The organism is Flavobacterium artemisiae, assembly GCF_042678225.1.
Taxonomy (GTDB): Bacteria; Bacteroidota; Bacteroidia; order Flavobacteriales; family Flavobacteriaceae; genus Flavobacterium; species Flavobacterium artemisiae.
Window position 1 is genome coordinate 114,561 of sequence record NZ_JBHUDZ010000012.1, and the last position, 26,368, is coordinate 140,928.

The window sequence follows — 26,368 nt, forward strand, 5'->3', positions numbered from 1 at the left end:
TAGTAGTATTTTAATTTATATAAGGGTAATTTGTTTAGTGGTTTTAAAAACAGTTTTTATGTTGTTTTGTCTTGTTAAAAATGCGATATGTGTTTTATTTTTGTTATTTTTTTATCAAAAATGAACAAGAGCCAAATGTAAAATAAAAATTTATAAATCTACTATTCACAAATGTGTTTTTTACATTTATGAGAAGATTATTCTGTTAAATTTTACTGTTTTTACTCCTTTAAACATCATTTATGATAATCGAACTTCATCTTTGTAATGCGTTTCGGATAGATTTCTTAAAATTTCAGCACTTTTTTCTGGCGTAATATCTCTTTGTGATTCACCAAGCATTTCGTATCCAACCATAAATTTCTTTACCGTTGCAGATCTTAATAAAGGCGGATAAAAATGCATATGAAAATGCCATTCTGGATGCTCTAATCCGTCTGTAGGCGATTGGTGAATTCCTGAAGAATAAGGAAATGACGTACTGAATAGATTGTCATATTTTATAGTTAACTGCTTTAAAATTTTAGCGTAAGCGTTTACTTCTTCAGTTGTAAAATTGGTAATTTTATTTACAGCTCTTTTACTTATAATCATGGTTTCATAAGGCCAAATTGCCCAAAACGGAACCAATGCCACAAAATGATTATTTTCGATTACAATACGGCTTCCTACTTTTAATTCGGCTTTAAGATAATCTTCTAAAAGTGTTGTTTGATTTTTATCGTAATATGATTTTAAGCTGTTTTGTGTTTTTTCTACCTGTGTCGGCAAAGAAGACTGCGCCCAGATCTGCCCATGTGGATGCGGATTACTGCACCCCATAACACTTCCCTTGTTTTCAAAAATCTGAACGTGGTTGATGTATTTAATATTTCCTAAATCAGTGTATTCTTTCTGCCATGTTTTGATGATGTTTTCAATATCGGCAACATCCATTTCTGGCAAAGTAAGATCATGTCTTGGCGAAAAACAAACCACTCTCGAAATTCCTCTTTCTGGTTCTGCTTTAAAAAAGGTATGTTTAATATCTTCTTCAAACATGATTTCGTCTTGTTTCATCGCAGCAAAATCATTTTCAAATACGAAACTATTTTTGTAATCAGGATTATTTACACCATTGGCGCGAACATTTCCTGGACATAAATAACAGGTCGCATCGTATTTTGGTAAATCTTCAGTAGATAAGACTTCATTTTGTCCCTGCCAAGGGCGTTTTGAGCGGTGTGGAGAAACCAAAACCCATTCGTTGATTAAAGGATTAAAACGTCTGTGCGGGTCTTCGTTAATGTCAAAATTTTTCATTCTTTGTGGTATTAAAGTAGTGTTGTTCCATTTGAGATTTTTACATCATAGAATTTTAATTCAATTCCAAATGTATCTAAATAAAGTTTCGAAAACTTACTTTTTACCTCATTTTCATGACCTTTTTTAACTAAATTAATCGTGCAGCCGCCAAAACCGCCTCCCATAAGTCTTGAACCCACGATTGAATCGTCTGCTTTTGCAGTATCTACAAGCATATCCAGCTCTTGGCAGCTTACTTCGTACTCTTTAGATAAACCATAATGCGTTTCGTAAAGTAATTCTCCTAAAAGCTCAATATTGCCTTTATCCAGAGCTTCACAAGCCTTTATAACACGATTAATTTCCTTTACAACAAAGTGAACTCTGCTGAAAACTTTTTCGGTCATTTTGTCTTTAAGACTCAAAACCTGCTCTTCAGAAGCATCTCTGAAACTCTTTATTTCAGGAAAATTATTTTTTATTATTGCTAAACCTTCTTCACATTCAATTCTTCTAGTATTGTATTCAGAAGTAAAAAGCGAATGTTTAACATTAGAATCAAACAAAATCAAAGAATAATCTTTGAAGTCTGCATTGTGATATTCAAAATCTAAAGTATTGCAATCTAGTTTTATCACTTTATTTTCAAGACCATGAACGCTTGAAAACTGATCCATAATACCGCAGTTGATACCCACCCAGTGCTCTGCTTTTTGTCCTAAAAGAGAAATATCTACTTTTTCAATTTTTAAATCAAAAAGAGATTTTATACCAAAAATCATCCCGCATTCTAAAGCGGCAGAAGAAGACAATCCTGAACCAACCGGAATATTACTGCTGAAAACACAGTTGAAACCTTCAAAAGAAAATCCATTATCCTGCAATTGTTTAATAACGCCGCGGATATAATTTGTCCAAACAACATCGCTCAATTTAACTTCCTGCGTTAAGTCGATTTCAAATTCTTCATTTAAATCAATTGCAATTATTTTAGAATTTTTAGAATTACTTTTTTCAAAAGCAAAACAAATTACTTTATCAATCGCAGCTGGTAAAACAAAGCCGTCATTATAGTCAATATGTTCGCCGATAATGTTGATTCTTCCTGGCGAAAGCACTACTTTTTCTGGTTTAGAACCAAAAGATTTTTCAAAAAAAGCAGTTGTATTTTGTATTAAAATGTCATTCATTATAAAGTTCTTGAGGTAGTTGGTTTAAGAATTTAGTTAGTTTAGATTTTCAAATTTATAAAGCGTTTTCTGCTTATAAGTTTCGCCTTTTTTCAAAACAGAATTAGGAAAATGGGGCTGATTGGGCGCATCCGGAAAATTTTGAGTTTCAAAACAAATTCCGCTTTTCGCATGATAAGCTGTATTTTGTTTTCCTTTTAATTGTCCGAAACAATTACCGCCTACATATATATGTACACTAGGCTGATCGGTGTACACATTCATTTTCAAATTATTTTTTGGACTAATTAATTGCGCTACAATTTCAGTTTTAGAATTCACAACAAAAGAATTGTCAATTGGAAACGGACAATTTTTCGGCGTTCTAAAATCGAAATCATGATTCGTCAAATCAATATAATTTCCTGTTGGAATATTGTTAGAATCGGTTTCGAGCATTTTGGCCGATTTTATAAACATTTGCTGTTCAATAACATCAGAATCATGTCCGTTGAGGTTAAAATAACTGTGATGTGTCAAGTTTATAACGGTGTCTTCAGTAGAAACAGCTTTATATTCTAACTTCAATTCATTTTCTTCGGTCAGTGTATATTTTAAATCCACCTGCATTTCGCCAGGAAAATTTTCATCCAAATCTTCACTTATTAAACTAAAAGTTATCGACGGATTTTCTCCTTCATCGGCATCACTTACACTCCAGACTTTTCGGCCAAAACCCATCGGACCGCCATGAAGCGTGTTTCCGTTATTATTTCCGTCAAGCTGAAATTTTTTATTATTTAAAGTAAAAGTTCCGTTGTGGATACGACCCGCATAACGCCCAACTGTAGTTCCAAAATAAGGAGCACTTGGCAGATTATACGATTCTAAATACGCTTGTAAATTATCAAAACCTAAAACAACATCAACCAGGTTTCCGTCATTTAGAGGAATTTGGATGGAAGTAACAGTCGCTCCATAATTGATAAGTTGTACTTTCATTCCGTTTTTATTACTTAATTCGAATGAAAATATTTCTTGATTATCGGGCATTAAACCAAACAAATTGCAATTATGTACCTCTTTTAAATGCGATATGTGTTTTATTTCCATGTTATTTTTACCAAAAATGAAATCCAAAAATAGAAACAATTCTTATTTTTGCATACCAGTACCTACCAGTTTTTAAAAATTATAATCAAAAGGACTTTTTTATGAATATTATTTCAATTCAAAATAACATTGGTCTTCCAAAATATAAGCAGATTATTCTTTCAATAGAAAAAGCGATTGAAGACGAAAAATTAATAAAAGGCGACCGTCTTCCGTCGGTAAATAAAGTTTGTCTGGCGTTTGGTTTGTCGCGAGATACGGTTTTGCTGGCGTACGACGAATTGAAAAAAAGAGGTATCATTTATGCCATTCCTGGAAAGGGTTATTACGTTAAAAGCATTGAAATCACTATAACTCAGAAGATTTTTTTGCTTTTTGATGAATTGAATATTTTTAAAGAAGACATTTATAATTCGTTTTTAAAACACATCGGAAAAAATGTTCAGGTCGATATTTTCTTTCATCATTTTAATGTGCCTGTTTTTAAAAAGCTTTTAAACGACAGCAACGGAAATTATACTAAATATATAATTATGCCGACGAACTTAAACGATATAGTAGATTCTATAAAAACCCTACCAGTAAATGATGTCATTATTCTGGATCAGACCAATTCTGACTTAAAAATGTTTCCTGCTGTTTATCAAAATCATCAAAAAGATATTTATGAAGGACTGCTAAAAGGAAAAACAAGATTGGCAAAATATAAAAAACTGATTTTGATTTTTTCTGATTTTAGAGAACCGCAAGGAATGAAATTGGGTTTTGAATCTTTTTGCCAAGAATACGATTTTGAATATGAATTTATTACTGAATTTACCGGAAAATCAATAGCATTGGGAGATTTATACATTATTCCAACCGATCGTGATTTGCTTTTGGTAATAGAAAACGGGATGAAGCAAAATTTAAAGTTAGGTGAAGATTTCGGAATTATCTCTTATAACGAAACGGCGCTGAAAAAAATAGCTGCAAACGGAATTACGACTATTTCTACGAATTTTGAATTGATGGGAGAAATTTTAGCCAATATGGTAATTAAGGGAACAAAAAAAGAGCAGATCGAAAACAAATCTGCTCTTATATTAAGGAACTCTTTATAATTTTTTTTTCACAGATTTAATATCAAAAAATATCTCCTAGATCTGTGAGAAACATAAAAGTATTTTATAAATTCAATACAAAATCATTCAACAGTTTTTCTTCGTATTTCTCCTTATTAAAAGTGTATAAATAAGAACCTTTTCGAGAAGACTGCATATCTTTTTCTTCAAGTTTGTTTAAGATTTCTAACGAATTTATTTTACTGATAAAGTTTCTTTTGTCCAATTCTTTACTCAAAATAGCTTCATATAATTCTAAAAGCTGACGCATGGTGAATTTTTCTGGAAGCAATTCAAAACCGATTGGCTTAATCGATGTTCTATAACGAAGTCGTTTAATCGCATTTTGAAGCATTTCGTTATGGTCAAAAATCAATGATGGTGCATCATTAATAGGAAACCATTGCGCGTGATAATTTTTTATTAATTCAGCATTATGATTTTCAATATTAATAAGTGCATAATAAGATACCGAAATAGTTCTTTCTACCGGATCACGATCAATTTCGCTGTACGCATACAGCTGTTCCATATAAATATCGTTTAAACCAGTATAAGTATTTAAGATTCTAATAGCAGCATCATCAAGCACTTCATCTCGTTTTAAAAAACCGCCAATCAAGGACCATTTTCCTTTTTCAGGTTCAAAATCCCTCTTGATCAAAAGGATTTTAAGGCCTTCGTTATCGAATCCAAAAATGATACAATCTACCGCTAGTAAAACCTTATCGGCAGAGCTATAACTGTTTAGCATACTTAATGTTTTGTTGGTAAAGATATAAACTTCCTAATTCGTTTCATAATTTATTAATGTAGATTTCACACTTACATAAATAACTGTTTAAAAATAGAGTTAAAAAAATCTCTTTTTGGACAAAAATAACATTCATTTTGGCTTTTTAAGATTTTTTTAAGAAAAAAACAGGATAGTTAAGGATAGTTTTTTGAAAAATTACTAAAAGTTTGATAGAAAATTACCAAAAATAAACAATCTTTTACTTACAAATATAGCTTTTTTTTAATTTCAAAAGCTTATTAAACAGCTTATTTCACTTTTTTTTCAACAGACGAAAATTTTGATTAAAAAAAGACTTTTTGACTAAAAGTGTATTTTTTACACAATTAACATTAATAAAATGCTAAATTTTTTGAATAAAACATTAATTTTTAAATGTTTGTTTAACACTTAATTTATGATATCCGTTTTTTTTCTCTAGTTTTTTTATGATATTAATTTGTTTTGGAGGTATTTTTTTATATAAATTTACAAATGTAAGATTAACACTTATAAACAAACCACTAACTAACCTTAAACAAACCAGTATGATAACAAACCAAAATGGACTTTTGGGATGCAATTTTGTTTTGCTCCGAAAAGAATGGATTTTAGCAGTAATGATGCTATTATTTTCTGTTTACCAAATGTCAGCACAGGACAAAACAGTAGGCGGACTTGTTACCTCGGCGCAAGATAATTTACCCCTGCCGGGTGTAAACATAATGATCAAAGGAACCAAAACCGTAACCACAACAGGTTTTGATGGAGAGTATTCTATAAAAGCATCACCAAACGATGTTTTAGTTTTTTCATTTATCGGATTTCAAATTAAAGAAATTACCGTCGGTTCACAATCAAAAATAAATGCTGCTTTAAGCGAAGACACGAACAAATTAAATGAAGTTGTTGTAATCGGATACGGAACTCAGAAAAAATCAGATTTGACAGGATCGGTAAGTGTCGTAAATCTAGAATCAGCTAAAAAGACCGTTACTTATGATGCGGCAAAAATGCTTCAGGGGCAAGTTCCGGGAGTAACAGTACAGTCTTCGGGAGAACCAGGTGGATTTGTAAATGTAAAAATTAGAGGGATAACTTCATTTAGCAACAACAATCCGCTTTTTGTAATTGACGGAATTATGGTTGATTCTCCATACGATTTTGCACCAGGCGAAATCGAATCGATGCAGGTTTTAAAAGATGCCTCTTCTGCCGCAATTTATGGTGTGCGTGGAGCTAATGGGGTAGTGATTATTACGACTAAAAAAGGGAAAGCCGGTAAAATGGATATCAAATTCAAATCAATCGTCGGTCTTCAGAATGTAGCTAAAAAATGGGATTTGACAGACCGTGTAGGATATCAAAGAATTACAAGCGAAGCCGAACGTAATAGAGATATCAGAGCAGGCGTTCCTGTGAGTATTGCTCCAGGAAATGATCCTAATAGTGCGTCATATATTTCAAATGTAAATACAGACTGGCAGAAAGAATCTTTTCAGACGGGTGTTGTGCAAAATCAAGCCTTGACTTTTACAGGAGGAGCAGAAAGTATCGCTTATAGTTTTAATGTTGATTATTTTAAAAATACAAGTTACATCAAAACGCCTCAGGACTATGAGAGACTTTCTACCAATTTAAATTTAAATGGTAAAAAAGGAAAATTTAAATACGGCGCTAAAATAGCGTACACACAATCGGATAAAGAAATTTTTAATGAATATAATGCAGGTCAGACTGTTGTGAGCGATATTTTAGGAGCTGTTCCAACTATGCCGGTTTACGATCCAAATAGACTTGGAGGTTATGGAGGTACAGACAATTTGACTCAAAGAGCCATTTCTATGAACCCTATTGGATACAACAATTTAATTGATAACAATGGAAAAAGAAACCGTTTCATTAGTGATGTATGGGGAGAAATTGAAATTGTAAAAGGACTGAAATACAAATTGGATGTTAGTTATGACAGAACCGACTGGGTAAATAGAAAATTTATTCCGCCAAGTGATTTAGGCTGGTATTACATTACAACAAATGATGAAGCCTCTTTGGATGTTGAAACAGGAAATGAGTTAAGAACGTTTTTGAATAATTTGTTGACCTATGAAGTTTCGCTGGGCAAACACAAAATAGATGTATTAGCAGGATGGATTCAAGAAAAACGTGATTATCACAGATATAATTCAAGAGGTGTAGGTTATACACCCGGCGAAATTCCGATGCTTCAATATGCAGATGCTAGAAATGCATCAGAATATAAATTTACGATTACGGGAATATCTTATATCAGCAGATTAAACTATTCTTATGATGATCGCTATTTAGTACAGGCTAACTTTAGACAAGATAAAACGTCCCTTTTCAGCAAAAAAAATAATTCAGCCAACTTTTATTCTTTTTCAGGAGGATGGAAACTTAGCAACGAAAAATTTTGGACATTACCAGAATGGATAAGCAATATTAAAATTCGCGGTGGTTACGGTACATTAGGAAACAATACCATTTCGCAATATTTCTTTGCTTCAACAGTAAACAGTTTTGCAGGTTATGATTTTAATAATGAGCTTGCTCCGGGAACAACTGTAGTAGCAGCACTTGACCCGAATGTAAAATGGGAAAAATCGATAAACTCAAATGTTGGAATTGAACTTGGATTTTTAAACAATGATTTACAATTCACGGCAGAATATTTCATCAAAAAATCAGATGATTTATTGTTAGGAGTGCCGCTTCCTTTTTCTACAGGAGCATTTCCAGCGAGTATTACAACAAATGCTGGATCAATGAAAAATTCAGGAGTTGAGTTTACCGCTTCGTATAGTAATCACCACCATAAATTTAAATATGATATTTCTGGAAACTTCGGGACTTTAAAAAACGAAGTGACCAAAATTGGTGTAAACGGAAATCCTATTTATGGAGCGGTTTCTAAAACAGAAGTAGGAAGATCTGTAGGAGAAATGTTTGCTTGGGAAGCGATTGGAATTTTCCAAAATGCGGCCGAAGTAGCTTCTTCACCAACTCAAACTGGAGCAGCACCAGGAGATATTAAATTTAAAGATGTTAACGGAGACGGTCAAATTACAGACGCAGATAGAACTTTTCAAGGAGTTACAATTCCTAAATATGGTTTTGGATTGAACTTCAGCGCTTCATACGCCAATTTTGACTTTTCAATGTTCTGGCAGGGAGCCGGCGGTAACAAAGTATTCAATGCCATGTACCGCAATTTAATGATTGGCCAATACACAAATCATCATACAGACGAATTGAACTATTGGACACCAACAAACACCAATACAAATATCCCTGCGCCGGTTATTGGAGATCCAAACGGAAACAGCAGAGACTCCAACAGATTTATTGAAAGTGGCGATTATGTGAAATTGCAGACTATGGAAATCGGTTATAACATTCCATTAAAAGATAAATTTATTGAAAAAGCTAAGGTTTACCTAAACGGTCAAAATCTGTTGATTATTTCTAAATACAAAGGATACGATCCAGATTTTAATAGTGACGGATTAATTTCGAGAGGATATGATGCGGGATCTTTTCCAAATCCTAGAACAATTTCTTTAGGAGTAGAAGTAAGTTTCTAAACAGGTGCAACCACTTAAAAATGTATTAAAATGAAATATAAAATATTTAATTATATAGCAGTTTTCTTTTCGCTTGCTTTGGTTACCACAAGCTGCGTAGACAATGAAGACTTAGAACAGCTGGATCCTAATAACAACGCAGTCGATTCTTTCTGGAAAACAGATGACGATGCCTTGAAAGGTGTAAATGCAGTGTATGGAAGTTTATTAACAGACGGTACTTACATGAGAAGTACACCATTATTGTTAGACGTAAAAGCAGATGATTCACGTACAAACAGCCCTTGGGGGTCAATGTACAATGTTGGACACTTCAACTCGAATGTAGCCGATGCCGCAATTTACGGCTGGGCTTACGAAACCTATTATCAAGGAATATACAGAGCCAATCAGGTTTTAGCAAATGTGCCTGGAATTGAGTTTAAAGATGCCGCTTTAAAAGACAGAATCATAGGTCAGGCTTATTTTTTACGAGGTTTGTTTTTGTTCCATGCGGTTAATATGTTTAAGAATGTGCCCCTTCCAACAGAATTGGCAGTTTATTATCCACAGAAAACACAGGAAGAAGGCTGGGCACAAGTTATTTCAGACTTTAAAGCAGCCGCAGAATTATTGCCAAATTCATATACTGCAGTTTCAGGTTTAGATGCAGGACAAAAAGGTCGTGCCACAAAAGGTGCTGCGTTAGGATATTTAGGAAAAACTTATTTGTTTACCAAAGACTTTGTTAATGCAAGAACAACTTTTAAACAAGTAATAGACTTAGGTGTTTATTCACTAGTAACAAATTACCGTGACAACTTTACTACAGCAAACGAAAACAATTCAGAATCTCTTTTTGAAGTACAATTCAGCAGAGATGCCGGAGGAGTTGACTTAGGCTGGGGAGGTGCTCCTGCATCTGGCTGGGGGAAAACTTCAGCAAGAGCGATTACGTATGCGCCTCGTGCTTTCGGATGGACAGACGTTCAGCCAACTTGGGCATTGTTTAATGAATTTAAAGAAGAAAAAACAAAAACGGGAGAAGATGATCCTCGTCTAGATGCCACTATTTTCTACAACAAACCAGGAACAAAATTATACGGAAAAGATTTTGCCACATTTTATGCTTCAAGTCCAGCCGATTTAAATGATCTTTTTTGTAGAAAATATCAAAATTCTGATGGAGAATTTGCAGACGAATACGATTGGCGTTCTGGAATCAATGAGCGTTTGTTAAGATATGCAGACATTCTTTTAATGTATGCAGAATGTTTAAATGAAACAGGAGATACGCCGGGAGCTTATACTTATATCCAAATGGTAAGAAACAGAGTAAATCTTCCTGACTTGTCGACAACAAAACCAGGAATGAATCAAGATCAGATGAGAGAACACATTGGCCATGAAAGATTTTTGGAATTCCCTCTTGAAGGACATCGTTTTGATGATATCCGTCGTTGGGGATGGCTTCAAAATCAAACAAAATTGGCTTGGCTGAAAGCACGAGATAATGAGTTTAATTCGTATACAACAGGCCGTGAATATTTCCCAATTCCACAATTAGAAATGGATAACAATCCGGGAACAAAACAAAATGACAGTTATTGATTTTACAGTCACAGTCACTGCATAGCGTGACTAAAAACTAAAACTAAAATATATTTTGAGTTAGTTTAAATACCTGATATCATGTGAAGACATAAAAAAACTTCACATGATATTATACCTTAGAATTTCCAATACAAGAGAAGTAATTTTTTAACATTAACTAAAATTAGAAGAATGAAAACAATTACAAGTTTGGTTTTATTAGCGATGATATTCGGGAGTTGTCAAAATGACGATATTCTTCCAACAGAACAAGCAGCAACAGTTGTAAATACGCAGGATTCACAGGTTACCAATTCAACAGCAAAAACAGTTAGCGGAAATGTGCCGTCGCACGATCCGAGTACGATTGTAAAAAGCGGTGTCAACTATTATGTTTTTACAACAGGAGATAATATTCCAATGACGTATACAAGAGATTTAGCGAATTGGACATGGGGAACATCAGTTTTCACGTCAACACCAAGCTGGATTACAGGATATGTTCCAGGATTTGTAAAAACATTCTGGGCGCCAGATGTTGCTTGGTTTAATAACAGATGGAATATGTATTATTCCTGCTCAACATTTGGTTCAGCTACATCTGCAATTGGCTTGGTTACTACGCCAGCCATTTCGCAAAGCGCAGGAACAACATGGACAGACAGAGGCGTTGTCGTTTCTTCATCATCAGCATCAGATGTCAATGCCATAGATCCATCTATTTTGGTTGACGGAAGCAATGTTTACATGGCTTACGGTTCCTGGCACGCGGGTATTGGAGTAATTCAAATTAATCCTTCAACAGGAAAAACAACAGGAAGCAAAACCATCGTTGCCGGCGGAAACAGTGCATCATGGGAAGCTCCGTGTTTAATCAAAGAAGGAAGCTATTATTATATGTTTGTAAACCGCGGCACTTGCTGCAATGGCGTAAACAGTACATATTATATTGTAGTTGGACGTTCTACAAGTCCGTTTGGGCCTTTTGTAGATAAAAATGGAGTTTCTCTAAAAAGTGGCGGCGGAACAACTGTTCTAGCTTCGCAAGGAAATTACATTGGCCCAGGGCATTTGTCTAGAATTACAGGAACGCAAAAAGGAGCTGTTCATTATTATGATGGAGCTGACGGCGGAAATCCGAAACTCGAAATAGTATACTTTACGTGGTCATCTGGATGGCCAACACTTTCTTATTAAAAAACTAAAATTCAGAGGAAAGTTTTCGGGCTTTCCTCTAAAACAAAAACCACTATGAAAAAAGCACTTTTAATCTCATTTCTTATTTCGTTTTGTAGTCAGCTGAGTTTTGCGCAGACGACAATAACCATTAAAAATACTAACGATGCGCCAACAATTGACAAAAACATTTACGGTCATTTTGCAGAGCACTTAGGGCGTTGTATTTATGGAGGTTTTTTTGTGGGCGATACTTCGAAAATTCCAAATACAAACGGAGTAAGAAATGATATTGTTAAGGCTTTAAAAGAATTGAAAATTCCAAATTTAAGATGGCCGGGCGGTTGTTTTGCCGATACTTATCATTGGAAAGACGGAATTGGCCCTCAAGAACTAAGACCAACTATTGTAAACAAATGGTGGGGAGGCGTAACCGAAGACAACAGTTTTGGAACGCACGATTTCCTAAATATGTGTGAACTTCTTGGAGCAGAACCTTATTTATCTGGAAACGTAGGAAGCGGAACCGTTCAAGAATTAGCCGACTGGGTTCAGTACACGAATTTCAGCGGTAAAAGTCCGATGAGTGATTTACGTGCAAAAAATGGCAGAAAAGAACCGTGGAAAGTAAAATTCTGGGGAATTGGAAATGAAGCTTGGGGATGCGGAGGAAACATGACCGCAGAATATTACGCTGGCGAATACCGCAAATTTGCAACCTTTATGTCAGACTGGGAAAATACTGGAGGAATCACACGTATTGCATCTGGATCAAACAGCTCCGATTACAATTGGACAGAAGTTTTAATGAAAGGCATTCCGTTAAATATGTTAGGCGGAGTCGGCGTTCATCATTATGCCGTAATCGACTGGGGTAAAAAAGGAAGCGACAGGGAATTTACAGAAGAAGGTTATTTCAAAACCATGAAATCTGCCTTGAAAATGGAAGAATTGGTTACCAAACATTCGGCAATTATGGACAAATACGATCCAGAGAAAAAAGTAGCCATGATTGTGGACGAATGGGGAGGTTGGTATGAAGTTGAAAAAGGAACAAATCCAGGATTTTTATATCAGCAAAATACTATGCGTGATGCAGTTTTGGCGGGAGCAACGCTGAATATTTTCAACAACCACGCAGATCGCGTTCGTATGGCCAATTTGGCGCAATGCGTAAATGTTTTGCAAGCCGTAATCTTAACAGATAAAGCAAAAATGATTACAACGCCAACCTATTCTGTAATGAAAATGTATGCCGTACATCAAGATGCGAAACTATTACCAATAAGCTTTCAATCACCATTATATACTTTTAATGGAGAAACTTTACCAGCAGTTTCGGCTTCGGCATCAAAAGATAAAAATGGAGCAGTTCATATTTCATTGGTAAATGTGGATGCCAAAAACAAAAACAAAATCGAAATTGATGCAAATCAATTAGGTGTTAAAAACTTCACGGCAAGCATCATTACATCGGGAAAATTACAAGATTACAATTCATTCGAAAATCCAAACAAAATTGTTCCGACAGTTTTTAAAAGTTTCGAAAACAAAAAAGGAAAACTTGAAATCACAATTCCTCCTTTCTCAGTAATTGTTTTAGAAGGAAAATAAAATAGAAGCAGATGAAAAAACAAAACTTCATTTTAAAAATTTCTTTCATCGGAATTTTTGCAGCAGCGGTTTTCATGACCAGCTGTTCCAAAGATGATCCGGCGTTAGAACCAGATCCGCCAGTAGTGGTTGATCCGCCGGTAGTGACTCCGACTTTTAACGGGCCAACTTATGCAGATAATTATACGGCAATTTCCGGCTGGGCAAGCAGATCACAATGGAATTTAGCCAATGTACACGATCCATCGGTAGAAAAATCGGGAGACTATTATTATATGTATCAAACCGATGCTTCGTATGGAAATGCACATGAAGGCAACGGGCATTTTTTCTACAGAAGATCAAAAGATTTAATCAGCTGGGAATTTATGGGATCTTCTATGACTACAGCTCCGGCTTGGGTAAAAGATTCTTTAAACAATAAAAGAGCCAGAATGAATCCGGCGCTTCCTCCAATAACAAATCCGAGTTATGGTTATTGGGCACCGTGCGTTCGTAAAGTGGGGAATGTCTTCAGAATGTATTACAGCATTGTAGTAACCAATCCAATAACGGGAACAGATACAAATACGTCTTGGACAGAACGCGCTTTTATTGGCTTGGCTGAAACTACAGATTTAGCTTCAAACAATTGGGTTGATAAAGGAATGGTGGTTTGCTCTGAACCAGACGGCGTAAAAAGTTACGTGAGAAACGGAGGAAATGATTGGGACGCTTATTTTAAATTCAATGCCATCGATCCAAGTTTTATCGAAACTCCCGAAGGCGATCAATATTTAATTTATGGTTCATGGCATTCTGGAATTGCCGCTTTAAAACTAAATCCAGCAACAGGAAAACCAGACAAATTAAAAACAATCGACGATTACGGAGTAAGAATTGCAGGCCGTGGAAACGTAAATACCAACCGCTGGCAGGCACTCGAAGGTCCAGAAATTATGTACAATCCAGACACACAATATTACTATTTGTTTTTGGCGTATGACGAATTATCGGTGGCGTACAACACTCGTGTAGCCCGTTCGAAAAACATTCTCGGACCTTATGTAACCAACACTGGAATCAGCATTACAAACGGCGCCGAATGTTTTCCGTTACTAACACATCCATATCAATTTAAAAATCATACGGGATGGGTTGGATTTGCACATTGTGCTGTTTTTCAAAACCCAACAACCAAACAATGGTTTTATGCTTCGCAGGCACGTCTGCCGGAAGGAGTTGCGGGAATCAATGTTTCAAATGCAGTTATGATGGGACATGTTCACGGCATTCAATGGACAGAAGACGGCTGGCCTGTAATAGAACCAGAACGTTATGCAGGAGTGCCAGCAACCACTTTTGCAGAAGGAAATCTGGTAGGAACTTGGGAACAAATCACGATGAATTACCAATACAAAACCATTCAGAAATCGGTTACGCTTTATTTAACTGCTGACAAAAAAGTAAGCGGTGATGTAACCGGAACTTGGTCGTACGATCCTGCTAAAAAAATCGCAACCATAAACGGAGTTAAATGCAACGTAATCGACGCCTGGGACTGGGAATCGGCAACCAGAAAAGTGACTTTAAGCTATACAGGAATCAACAGTGCAGGATTAGCGGTTTGGGGCAAGAAAGTAAATTAAAATAATGCCACAGATTACAGGATTAAAAAGATTAAAAACAAATCTGCGAGAGAAAAAATAGCCACGAATTCACGAATTAAAATGATTAAAAAAATCTGAAAAATCTGTGTAATAAAAATAACTGCAAATTTCACGAATTATAATTTATAAAAAATTCGTGAATTCGTGGCAAAAAATAAGCCAAAGATTATATAAATAAATCATTTTAATCTGTGAAATCTGTGGCAAAAAGCAAATCAATTAAAAATGAAAAACCTATTTACAAGCCTGTCCATTTTGCTTTTATCGATTGCAGGAAATGCACAATCGGTAAAATTCAACAATCCCATTATTACAGATAAATACACCGGAGATCCAGCGGCATTAGTTTACAAAGACAAAGTGTATTTATATGCTGGCCACGACGAAGCGCCAAACGATTTTCATTTTTATAAAATGAATGAATGGCTGGTGTATTCTTCTTCGGATATGAAAAAATGGGAATCGCATCCAGTGCCATTAAAAGTAACCGATTTCAAATGGGCACGGGGAGATGCATGGGCTTCGCAGGTAATAGAACGAAACGGAAAATTTTATTGGTACGTAACGGTTCATCACGCAACAATTGAAGGAAAATCGATTGGAGTTGCAGTCGCCGATAATCCGCTTGGGCCTTTTAAAGATGCATTAGGGAAAGCATTAATCACCAACGATATGACCAAATTTAGCGATATAAGCTGGGACGATATCGATCCGACGGTTTATATCGATACAGATGGACAAGCTTATTTGTTTTGGGGAAATACCGCTTGTCACTACGCAAAATTAAAAGAAAACATGACGGAAATCGATGGAGAAATTCACCACATCAAACTGCCAAATTTCACCGAAGCACCGTGGATTCATAAACACAAAGACTGGTATTATTTGTCCTATGCTTATGAATTTCCTGAAAAAATTGCGTACGCGATGAGTAAATCCATTACAGGGCCTTGGGAATTTAAAGGTATTCTGAATGAAATTGCGGGAAACAGCAACACGAATCACCAATCGATCATTGATTTTAAAGGACAATCCTATTTCATTTATCACAACGGAGCATCAAAACCAGACGGAGGAAGTTTTAGAAGATCAGTCTGCGTCGATAAATTATTTTACAACAAAGACGGAACAATGAAACGTGTTGTGATGACTTCTGAGGGAATACAGTAATTAGTGTTCAGTGTTCAGGTTTTTTTTAGTGTTCAGTCGCAGTCACTCCCGATAGCTATCGGGATCATTTTGAACTGCTTATATGCCCTAAAAAAGTTTTCGTTGAGGTTTAAACTTAAATTTACTTACATCACTTATATGGTTTACAAAAACATAAAACATAAAATTTCTGTTTTTCTGATGCTTATAACTTCGGTGGTTATGGCGCAGGATATTGTCGTACACGATCCAGTTGTCATAAAACAAAAAGACACTTATTATCTGTTTTGCACCGGAAACGGAATCAGCGTTTATAGCTCAAAAGATTTAAAAAAATGGGACAAACAGCCACAGGTTTTCAAAGAAAAACCCGTTTGGGCAGATGGCGTTGCAGCAGATTTCAAAAATCATATTTGGGCGCCAGATGTTTCATTCCACAACAATACTTATTATTTATATTATTCGGTTTCGGCTTTTGCTAAAAACACATCGGCTATTGGTGTAGCGATTAATACAACTTTAGATCCAAAAGACAAAAATTTTAAATGGGTTGATCAGGGAATTGTGATTCAGTCTCAACCCAATCGCGATATGTGGAATGCGATCGATCCGAATTTAATTTTTGATGAAAACAATACACCTTGGCTTTCTTTTGGTTCTTTTTGGGAAGGATTGAAATTGGTCAAATTAAATCCCGATTTAAAATCGATTGCAGAACCTCAGGAATGGCACACGATCTCAAAACGCAAAAGAAGTTTCGAATTAGCCGATTCAGATCCTGGAGACGGTGCGCTCGAAGCTCCATTTATTTTTAAGAAAAACGGCTATTACTACCAATTTCTTTCTTGGGATTTATGCTGTCGCGGAGAAAAAAGCACTTATAAAGTTGTGGTCGGAAGAGCAAAAAATGTAACCGGACCGTATGTTGATAAAGAAGGAAAACAGCTCGATCAAGGCGGAGGAACTTTAGTGGTTCAAGGCGATGAAAATTACTTTGGCGTAGGCCATAACAGCGCTTACACTTTTGATGGAAAAGATTATATGTTTTATCACGCTTACGAAAAGAAAACCAACGGAACACCAAAATTAGTAGTAAGAGAAATACAATGGGATGCCGATTTGTGGCCTGTTTTAAAATAGAATAAAATGAAGAAATACAATTTACCAATTTTAACGATTTTTATATCACTTTTAGTTTTGGCTTCGTGTAAGGAAACCAAAAACGATGTGGTACAAAATAAAACATCGGCCTTAAAAGCAGGTTACGAAATCGAACCAGTAAATATTCAGAACGTAAAACTTACAGATTCTTTTTGGTTGCCAATTATCAAAAGAGTACAGGAAATTACGATTGAATATGCCATTAAAAAATGTGATGAAGAAGGGCGTTTTGAGAACTTTTTAATCGCGGGAAAACAAAAAACAGGAAAAGTACGCGGCGAAATGCCATTTGATGATACTGATGTTTATAAGATTATTGAAGGAGCTTCGAATACTTTAATCAGCGCTCCGAATACGAAACTGGAAAGAGTGCTGGATTCTATGATTGCGATTGTAAAAATTGGTCAGGAAAAAGACGGATATATTACCACTTGGAGAACTATAAATCCAGCAAAACCACCAGCAACTTGGGTTCCGGTAATTGAAGGAAAACGCTGGGAATCGTTGCAGATCAGTCATGAATTGTACAATCCGGGACATTTGATCGAAGCTGCAATTGTGCATTATGAAGCAACAGGAAAAACCAATTTTCTAGACATTGCAATAAAAGCAGCCGATATGCTGGTAAGAACTTTTGGAGATAATCCGGGTCAGATAAAAGGTGTGCCGGGACATCAAATTGTGGAAACAGGTTTGTTGAAATTGTATCAAATTACTGGAAAAGAAGACTATCTAAAATTGGCGAAATACTATCTCGACAATCGCGGAAATCCAGCAAATCATAAATTATATGGTGAATATGCACAAGATCATATTCCGGTAATTCAGCAAAATGAAGCCGTTGGCCACGCCGTAAGAGCCGTGTATATGTATGCCGGAATGACCGATATTGTAGCTTTGACAAAAGATAAAGCCTATGAAAATGCCGTAAATAATTTATGGAATAATATGGTGAACAAAAAAATGTACATCACCGGCGGAATTGGTTCAAGACACGACGGCGAAGCTTTTGGACTAAACTATGAATTACCAAACTTAACGGCTTATAACGAAACCTGCGCTGCAATTGGTGATGTGTATTGGAATCACAGACTGCATAGTTTGTACGGAAAATCGCAGTATTTTGATGTAATCGAAAGAACAATGTACAACGGATTGATTTCGGGTATTTCGCTTGACGGGAAAAACTTTTTTTATCCAAATGCCTTAGAAGCAGATGGCGTTTACAAATCCAACAGAGGTTCTTGTACACGTCAGGCTTGGTTTGACTGTTCTTGTTGTCCAACCAATTTGATTCGATTTATTCCGTCGATTCCGGGCTTGATTTATTCCAAAACTAAGAACGATTTGTATGTAAATTTATATGCCTCAAACAACGCTTCTTTCACATTAGGAAAAACCGATTTACAGATTTCACAGCAGACTTCTTATCCTTGGAACGGAAAGGTTGGAATCTCGGTAAATCCGAAAAAAGAAAGCCATTTCACTATAAAACTTCGCGTTCCAGGCTGGGCAAGAAATGAAGTTTTACCAGGAGATTTATATGCGTATAAAAAAGCTTCAACTCAAAAACCAACCATTTCTATAAACGGGGAAACATTATCGATTCAGCCTGAAAACGGTTATTTCAACGTAACCAGAAACTGGAAAAAAGGCGACAAAATAGCGCTTAATTTCCCAATGGAAGTTCAGGAAGTTGAAACGAATTCTAAGGTTGAAACCAATAAAAACAAAGTCTCTTTAGAATATGGCCCGTTAGTGTATGCGATTGAAGAAATTGATAATAAAAACAGTTTTGATAAGATCGATATTTCGTCTTTGGATACTTTCAAAGTGAGAAAAGAAGCGAACTTATTGCAAGGCGTAAATGTTATTGAAAATTCAAAATTCAAAGCCATTCCGTATTATTCCTGGTCAAATCGAGGCGTTGGAAAAATGAAAGTGTGGATTGATTATAAAAACTGAATTCCTCAAATAAATTAAATGCAAACAAACCAATATAACATGCAAACAAACCAATATAACATGCAAACAAACCTATTAAAAAATTGGGCACTTTCGGCCATTGTTTTTGTAAGTGTTTCTTCCTGTACAGATAAAAAAGCAGAAAAAGAGCTGTCTAAAGGAGAAGTGAGTGCTGCAAAAACAACCTTAACAAACAAACCTATAGTATTGCAAAGAGCAGATCCTTTTATTTACAAGCATACAGATGGGTATTATTATTTTACAGGATCTGTACCAACCTACGACGCTATAGAGTTAAGACGCGCAAAGTCTATTGATGAACTTCAAAAGGCGGAAACCTTTAGAGTATGGGAAAAACATAAAAGCGGACCAATGAGCCGTCATGTCTGGGCTCCTGAAATTCATTATTTAGATGGAAAATGGTACGTGTATTTTGCAGCAAGCGAAGAAAACGATATTTGGAAATTAAGACCTTATGTTTTGGAATGTACAGGCCAGGATCCTTTACATGACAAGTGGATTGAATTGGGGCAAATGCAGGCCGCCGACGCAGATCCAAAAAGCTTTACCGATTTTTCTCTAGACGGAACTGTATTTGAGCATAAAAATAAGCGCTATTTCTGCTGGGCAGAAAAAACAGGCGGGCAGTTCGCAGCTTCTAATTTGTATTTAGCCGAAATGGAATCACCCGTAAAATTAAAAACAGTTCAATTCATGCTGACGACTCCAGATTATGATTGGGAACGCATTGGTTTTTGGGTAAATGAAGGTCCTGCATTTCTTAAACACAAAGGGAAAATTTACATTACTTTTTCAGCAAGTGCTACCGGTTCTTGTTACAGTATGGGAATGATGGAAGCAGATGAAAATGCTGATTTATTAGACAGAAATTCTTGGAAAAAATCCAGATATCCAGTATTAAAAACCAATGAATCAAAACATATTTATGGGCCGGGACATAACTCATTCACAGTAGATGAAAACGGAGAACCATTAGTAGTTTATCATGCAAGGGATTATGAAAAAGCTGTTGGTGATCCAAAAGTTGTACCTGCGACAGATAAAAGACCGTTGAAAGAAATTATTGCAGACCCGTTATATGATCCTAATCGTCATGCGAGAATGATGAAATTAAAATTTGATAAAAACGGTAAACCAATATTCGAATTTAACTAAGTTGATTAAGATTTTCCAACTAACTCTGTGGCGGTTTTAAAGATTAAGATGAAATAATCGCAGTATTATAAATGTAACATTGGCATTTATATTTGGTTTTGAGCTTAAATCTTTGTTTTGATGCATATTTTGTAAAAAATTAAAGCACTAAATTTTATTAAGTGTTTTTTATACACTTATGAAATTATAATTTTTATATTTGTCAATTATTTAACCAATTAAGTTTAGAAATGAAAAATTACGTAATAGGATTGGACTACGGAACAGATTCTGTTCGAGCGGTGCTTATTGACGCAGAAAATGGGCAGGAGCTGGCATCGAATGTTTCTCATTACAAAAGATGGAAAAACAAACAATATTGTGACGCCTCTATAAATCAGTTTCGTCAGCATCCTTTGGATCATATTGAAGGATTGGAAACTACAATTCAAAATGTTGTAAAAGAAAGTAAAGTTGATCCGTCATTAATAAAAGGAATTTGTATTGATACAACAGGATCTTCTCCAGTTCCAGTAACCAAAGACGGAACGCCATTAGCATTGACAAAAGGTTTTGAAGAAAACCCAAATGCAATGATGGTTTTATGGAAAGATCACACTTCAATAAATGAAGCAAACGAAATCAACGAATTGGCAGTAAGCTGGGGCGGAGAAGACGTGACAAAATACGTTGGCGGAATTTATTCTTCGGAATGGTTTTGGGCAAAAATCCTTCACATTGCAAGACAAGACGAAGCGGTTAGAAATGCAGCGCACACTTGGATGGAGCACTGCGATTTAATGACGTATTTATTAATTGAAGATAAAGATTTAAAAACCTTTAAAAGAAGCCGTTGCGCAGCAGGCCACAAAGCCATGTGGCACGAAGACTGGAACGGATTACCGCCAGTTGAATTCTTAGAAAAATTACATCCGTATTTAGCGACTTTGCGTGGCAATTTATACGACGAAACATACACTTCAGATTTAGTTGCCGGAAAATTAAGTCAAGAATGGGCAGACCGTTTAGGACTTTCTACAGAAACAGTAATTGCTGTTGGAACTTTCGACGCGCATTCTGGTGCAGTTGGAGCTAAAATCGAAGAGAATACTTTAGTTCGTGTTATGGGAACTTCAACTTGTGATATTCTAGTTGGTTCTTATGATGAAGTGGGAACAAAAACCGTTCGCGGTATCTGCGGTCAAGTTGATGGCTCTGTAATTCCAGGTTTTATTGGACTTGAAGCAGGACAATCAGCTTTTGGTGATTTATTGGCTTGGTACAAAGAATTGCTAATGTGGCCGACAGAACATTTATTAGCGTCTTCAGCAACTTTAAATGATGCGCAAAAAGAACAATTAAAAGAAGAATTCAGCGATAAATTAATTGTTGAATTAACGAAAGAAGCGGAAAAAATCCCTGTTTCAGAAAGTCTTCCAATTGCTTTAGACTGGATCAACGGACGAAGAACTCCAGATGCCAATCAGGAAGTGAAAAGTGCGATTTCGAACCTTTCTTTAGGTACAAAAGCGCCTCATATTTTCAAAGCTTTAGTAAACGCAATATGCTTCGGAGCGAAGAAAATTGTAGACCGTTTTGAAGAAGAAGGTGTAAAAATCGACAGCGTTATCGGTATTGGTGGTGTTGCTCGTAAATCGCCTTTCATCATGCAGACTTTGGCTAACGTTTTAAACAAGCCAATTAAAGTGGCAGCTTCAGACCAAACTCCTGCTTTAGGTGCGGCAATTTATGCAGCCGTTGCAGCCGGAATTTATCCAAACGTAATCGAAGCAAGCCAAAAAATCGGAAGTGATTTTGACGGAGAATATTTCCCTCAAACGGATAAAGTTGAAGCGTATCACAAACTGCTTTTAGCATACGAACAATTAAGTGCTTTTGCCGATCCAACTATTAAAATTTCTCAAAATGAGTTCTCTTTATAAAGATTTAAAACAAGAATGCTACGAGGCAAACATGCAGTTAAATGCATTGAATCTTGTAGTTTATACTTTCGGGAATGTGAGCGCTGTGGACAGAAAAAATGGTGTTTTTGCCATTAAACCAAGCGGTGTTCCGTACGAAGATTTAAAACCCGAAGATATCGTAATTGTCGATTTTGACAATAATGTTATCGAAGGAACAATGCGTCCGTCGTCTGACACTAAAACGCATGCTTATTTATACAAAAACTGGCCGAATATCGGTGGCGTTGCGCATACCCACGCAACCTATTCTGTAGCTTGGGCGCAGTCTCAGCAAGATATTCCGATTTTTGGAACGACACATGCGGATCACTTAACAGCTGATATTCCATGTGCGCCTCCAATGGCAGATTCTTTAATTGAAGGAAACTACGAACACAATACTGGAATTCAGATTCTAGATTGCTTCAAAGAAAAAAATCTTTCGTACGAAGAAGTAGAAATGATTTTAATTGGAAATCACGGTCCGTTTGCTTGGGGGAAAAATGCAGCAAAAGCGGTTTACAACAGTAAAGTTTTAGAAGTTGTGGCAGAAATGGCGTACCTGACTTTACAAATAAATCCAAACGCACCAAGATTAAAAGATTCCTTAATAAAGAAACATTACAACCGTAAACACGGAAAAGATTCGTACTACGGACAGTAATTTTTAGTTTCAGGTTTCAGGTTTTTTTGTTTCAAGTTGTTGGAACGTGAAACATGAAACGTGAAACAAACAAAACTAAAAATATAACATAACAATAAGATTTTCGGTATTCAAGAACTTGAAACTTGAAACTTGAAACAAAGAAAACTTGAAACAAAAATAAAGACATGATTGATATCTCTCAAAAAGAAGTATGGTTTGTAGTAGGAAGCCAAGAATTATACGGTGAAGAAACACTAAGAAAAGTAGCAGAACATTCACAGATTATTGCAAAAGGATTAGACGCTTCGTCTTCAATTCCTGTAAAAGTGGTTTATAAGGATGTGGTGAAATCGCCTTCGCAGATTTTAGATGTATGTTTGGCTGCGAATTCTGAGAAAAACTGTATCGGAATTATTGCTTGGATGCACACTTTCTCTCCAGCAAAAATGTGGATTGGCGGACTAAATATCCTTAAAAAACCATTATGCCATTTGCATACACAATACAACGCTGAAATTCCGTGGGGATCTATCGATATGGATTTCATGAACTTAAACCAATCGGCTCACGGAGATCGTGAATTCGGTTTCATCATGTCTCGTTTGCGTAAAAAACGTAAAGTGGTTGTGGGTCACTGGGAAGATCAAAGAGTTCAAAAACAATTAGGAATCTGGTCAAGAGTTGTTCTTGGTTGGGACGAACTTCAAAACTTAAAAGTAGCTCGTATTGGAGACAATATGCGTGAAGTTGCCGTTACAGAAGGGGACAAAGTTGAGGCACAAATTCGTTTCGGAATGTCGGTAAACGGATACGATTCTTCAGATGTTACCAAACATATTGAAAAAGTAACTGATAAAGAATTAAACGATTTATTAGCCGTTTACGAGCAATCATACAACTTAACCGATTCTTTAAAAGAAGGCGGTGCACAAAGAAGTTCTTTGGTTGAAGCAGCAAAAATCGAATTAGGATTAAGAGCTTTCCTTGAAGAAGGAGGATTTGGCGCTTTTACAGATACATTTGAAAACCTTGGAGTTTGGAAACAATTACCAGGAATCGCAACACAAAGATTAATGGCCGATGGTTATGGTTTTGGCGGCGAAGGAGACTGGAAAACCGCTGCAATGGTAAGAGCTTTAAAAGTAATGTGTATTGGTTTGGAAGGTGGAACTTCTTTCATGGAAGATTACACGTACCATTTCACACCACAAAAATCATATGTTTTAGGTTCTCACATGTTGGAAATCTGTCCATCTATTGCTGACGGAAAACCTTCTTGCGAAGTGCATCCATTAGGAATTGGAGGAAAAGAAGATCCAGCTCGTTTGGTATTCAACTCGCCTGCAGGAGACGCAATCAACGTTTCTTTGGTGGATATGGGAACTCGTTTCCGTTTAATTGTTAACGAAGTGGAAGCAATAAAACCAATGGCAGAATTACCAAAATTGCCAGTTGCACGTGTTCTTTGGGATTGTAAACCAAATCTTGAAGTTGCAGCAACAGCTTGGATTTTAGCTGGTGGAGCGCACCACACGGTTTACAGCCAATCGATCACAACAGAATATATGGAAGATTTCGCAGACATCGCTGGAATTGAATTATTGGTAATTGATGAAAAAACAACGGTAAGAGAGTTTAAAGATAAAATCAATGCCAACGAAGCGTATTTCCATTTGTTTCAACATGGACTTTAATTGAAGTTGCAAAGGTCAAAGTGACAAAGGTTCAGAGTTTTTTGTTACTTTTAACTTTCAACGCAGATAAAACTGATTTGCTGTCGCAAAAGCGAAGATTTATATAATTTAAAAAAATCATTGTAAATCAGTGTCTTCGCTTTTGCGACAGCGAATCGGTTTTATCCGCGTAAATTATTACGTTCAACAAATAACTTTTAACATCTAACCATTTCACAAACCAAAAAAATATCATTTATGAATGTATTAAAACGTTGTATTTTTGGAATAAGCCTGTTAAGTCTGGCAGCAATTTCTGTCCAATGCAAAAACGATAAAAAAATGGATGAAGCTACAGTTTCTTCGGATAAAAAAGCAGCAGTTACAATCGAAAAATCAGAGTACGGAACAACCGCTAAAGGCGAAAAAGTCGATAATTATAAACTGAAAAACCAAAATGGGATGGAAGTTGATATCATCACTTTTGGAGGAAGAATTACCGATTTGAAAGTGCCAAATAAAGAAGGCGTTTCAGAAAATGTAGTAATAGGTTTTAATTCTTTGGCACAATACGAAAAAGAAAATCCTTTTTTTGGAGCTTTAATCGGAAGATACGGAAATAGAATTGCAAAAGGAAAATTTTCGCTTGACGGAAAAGACTATCAATTGGCAATCAATAATGCGCCAAATGCTTTGCACGGTGGACCACAAGGCTATTTCAACGTGGTTTGGAAAGCCGATGAGGCTAAGTCTGGAGAAACAGCTTCTTTAAAATTATCTTATTTAAGTAAAGATATGGAAGAGGGGTATCCAGGAAATTTGAAAGTTATTGTAACGTATACTTTGACAAATGATAATCAATTAGAGGTTTTGTATGAAGCAACAACAGATAAGAAAACGGTTGTGAATTTGACACAGCATTCTTATTTCAATTTATCTGGAGATTTTACCAAAACAATCCTAGACCACGAATTGACTTTAAATGCTGATAAATTAGTTCCAGTTGACGCCACTTTGATTCCGACAGGAAAATTAGATGATGTTGCTGGTACGCCTTTCGATTTCAGAACACCAAAATTAATTGGAAAAGACATTGCCGTTAAAAACGAGCAGTTAGAAAGAGGAAAAGGTTACGACCACTGCTGGGTATTGAATAATCCTGAAAAAGGAAAAACAATCATTGCAAAAGTATATCACGCAGCAAGCGGAAGAGTTTTGGAAATGACAACAGACGAACCTGGAATTCAGTTCTACTCTGGAAATTTCCTTGACGGAACGTTGCCAATGCCAAATGGAGGAACTTTTGCTCACAGAACAGGATTATGTCTAGAAACAGAACATTATCCAGATTCTCCAAACCAGAAAAATTTCCCAACAACGGTTTTAAACCCGGGAGAAAATTATAAAACAAAAACTACTTTTAAATTTTCGGTTCAAAAGTAATTTTTAGAATTTGTTTAGTTAGTTCTAATTCTCTGAAAAACCTCGAAAGTGTTTGCTTTCGAGGTTTTTTGTTTTAAGTTTTTTAAATAAGAAGTATTTTTGAATCTCGCAAAGTCGCAGAGACGCAAAGAAAATAAACTTTGCGTCTCTGC

Annotated in this window: 18 protein-coding genes; 14 read left to right on the forward strand and 4 right to left on the reverse strand. The window is 35.8% G+C overall.

Annotated elements, in window-relative coordinates; all coding sequences use genetic code 11:
- Window positions 1-240 precede the first annotated feature (240 nt).
- Genes ACFSC2_RS11205 through ACFSC2_RS11215 form a run of 3 tightly spaced genes read right to left on the reverse strand, consistent with a single transcriptional unit; the run spans window position 241 to window position 3,566 of the window.
- Window positions 241-1,302 (reverse strand): UDP-glucose--hexose-1-phosphate uridylyltransferase, encoded by a 1,062-nt coding sequence (locus tag ACFSC2_RS11205; protein WP_379815348.1) that lies wholly within the window; start codon window positions 1,300-1,302, stop codon window positions 241-243.
- An 11-nt stretch (window positions 1,303-1,313) separates the two neighbouring features.
- Complete coding sequence (gene galK, locus ACFSC2_RS11210) at window positions 1,314-2,474, reverse strand: galactokinase (protein WP_379815347.1); 1,161 nt, start codon at window positions 2,472-2,474, stop codon at window positions 1,314-1,316.
- A gap of 36 nt (window positions 2,475-2,510) precedes the next feature.
- Window positions 2,511-3,566: an aldose epimerase family protein gene (locus tag ACFSC2_RS11215; RefSeq protein WP_379815346.1), complete on the reverse strand. Its 1,056-nt coding sequence runs from the start codon at window positions 3,564-3,566 to the stop codon at window positions 2,511-2,513.
- A gap of 101 nt (window positions 3,567-3,667) precedes the next feature.
- Here ACFSC2_RS11215 and ACFSC2_RS11220 point away from each other — a divergent pair, with 101 nt between their 5' ends.
- On the forward strand, window positions 3,668-4,669 hold the full coding sequence (locus ACFSC2_RS11220; protein ID WP_379815345.1) for a GntR family transcriptional regulator: 1,002 nt from the start codon (window positions 3,668-3,670) through the stop codon (window positions 4,667-4,669).
- 64 nt (window positions 4,670-4,733) lie between these two features.
- Here the strand turns inward: ACFSC2_RS11220 and ACFSC2_RS11225 are convergent, their stop codons facing one another.
- Window positions 4,734-5,423: an NUDIX hydrolase gene (locus ACFSC2_RS11225; protein ID WP_379815344.1), complete on the reverse strand. Its 690-nt coding sequence runs from the start codon at window positions 5,421-5,423 to the stop codon at window positions 4,734-4,736.
- 569 nt (window positions 5,424-5,992) lie between these two features.
- Between ACFSC2_RS11225 and ACFSC2_RS11230 the strand changes: the two genes are divergently transcribed.
- The 13 genes from ACFSC2_RS11230 (at window position 5,993) to ACFSC2_RS11290 (ending at window position 26,216) form a co-directional block, all read left to right on the forward strand.
- Window positions 5,993-9,049, forward strand: coding sequence for a SusC/RagA family TonB-linked outer membrane protein (locus tag ACFSC2_RS11230; protein WP_379815343.1), 3,057 nt, complete (start codon window positions 5,993-5,995; stop codon window positions 9,047-9,049).
- A gap of 30 nt (window positions 9,050-9,079) precedes the next feature.
- A complete protein-coding gene (locus tag ACFSC2_RS11235) occupies window positions 9,080-10,639 on the forward strand; it encodes a RagB/SusD family nutrient uptake outer membrane protein (protein ID WP_379815342.1) in 1,560 nt (519 codons plus the stop codon).
- Between the two features lie 174 nt (window positions 10,640-10,813).
- Entirely contained in the window at window positions 10,814-11,818 is a 1,005-nt protein-coding gene (locus ACFSC2_RS11240; protein WP_379815341.1) for an arabinan endo-1,5-alpha-L-arabinosidase, read from the forward strand.
- A gap of 54 nt (window positions 11,819-11,872) precedes the next feature.
- Window positions 11,873-13,411 (forward strand): alpha-N-arabinofuranosidase, encoded by a 1,539-nt coding sequence (locus ACFSC2_RS11245; RefSeq protein WP_379815340.1) that lies wholly within the window; start codon window positions 11,873-11,875, stop codon window positions 13,409-13,411.
- An 11-nt stretch (window positions 13,412-13,422) separates the two neighbouring features.
- Entirely contained in the window at window positions 13,423-15,039 is a 1,617-nt protein-coding gene (locus ACFSC2_RS11250; protein ID WP_379815339.1) for an arabinan endo-1,5-alpha-L-arabinosidase, read from the forward strand.
- A 246-nt stretch (window positions 15,040-15,285) separates the two neighbouring features.
- Window positions 15,286-16,230, forward strand: a complete 945-nt coding sequence (locus ACFSC2_RS11255) for a glycoside hydrolase family 43 protein (RefSeq protein ID WP_379815338.1) — start codon at window positions 15,286-15,288, stop codon at window positions 16,228-16,230.
- Between the two features lie 180 nt (window positions 16,231-16,410).
- On the forward strand, window positions 16,411-17,349 hold the full coding sequence (locus ACFSC2_RS11260) for an arabinan endo-1,5-alpha-L-arabinosidase (RefSeq protein ID WP_379818646.1): 939 nt from the start codon (window positions 16,411-16,413) through the stop codon (window positions 17,347-17,349).
- 6 nt (window positions 17,350-17,355) lie between these two features.
- Window positions 17,356-19,335, forward strand: a complete 1,980-nt coding sequence (locus tag ACFSC2_RS11265; RefSeq protein WP_379815336.1) for a glycoside hydrolase family 127 protein — start codon at window positions 17,356-17,358, stop codon at window positions 19,333-19,335.
- A gap of 60 nt (window positions 19,336-19,395) precedes the next feature.
- Complete coding sequence (locus ACFSC2_RS11270) at window positions 19,396-20,511, forward strand: glycoside hydrolase family 43 protein (protein WP_379815335.1); 1,116 nt, start codon at window positions 19,396-19,398, stop codon at window positions 20,509-20,511.
- A gap of 230 nt (window positions 20,512-20,741) precedes the next feature.
- Window positions 20,742-22,433 carry a ribulokinase gene (locus ACFSC2_RS11275; RefSeq protein WP_379815334.1) on the forward strand — a complete coding sequence of 564 codons (1,692 nt, stop codon included), beginning with the start codon at window positions 20,742-20,744 and terminating at the stop codon, window positions 22,431-22,433.
- Window positions 22,417-23,118: an L-ribulose-5-phosphate 4-epimerase gene (locus ACFSC2_RS11280; protein ID WP_026982501.1), complete on the forward strand. Its 702-nt coding sequence runs from the start codon at window positions 22,417-22,419 to the stop codon at window positions 23,116-23,118. Before ACFSC2_RS11275 ends, ACFSC2_RS11280 begins: the two co-directional genes overlap by 17 nt.
- 167 nt (window positions 23,119-23,285) lie before the next feature.
- Entirely contained in the window at window positions 23,286-24,794 is a 1,509-nt protein-coding gene (araA, locus tag ACFSC2_RS11285) for an L-arabinose isomerase (protein WP_379815333.1), read from the forward strand.
- Window positions 24,795-25,031: 237 nt separating this feature from the next.
- Window positions 25,032-26,216: an aldose epimerase family protein gene (locus ACFSC2_RS11290; protein ID WP_379815332.1), complete on the forward strand. Its 1,185-nt coding sequence runs from the start codon at window positions 25,032-25,034 to the stop codon at window positions 26,214-26,216.
- The last annotated feature ends 152 nt before the right edge of the window (window positions 26,217-26,368 follow it).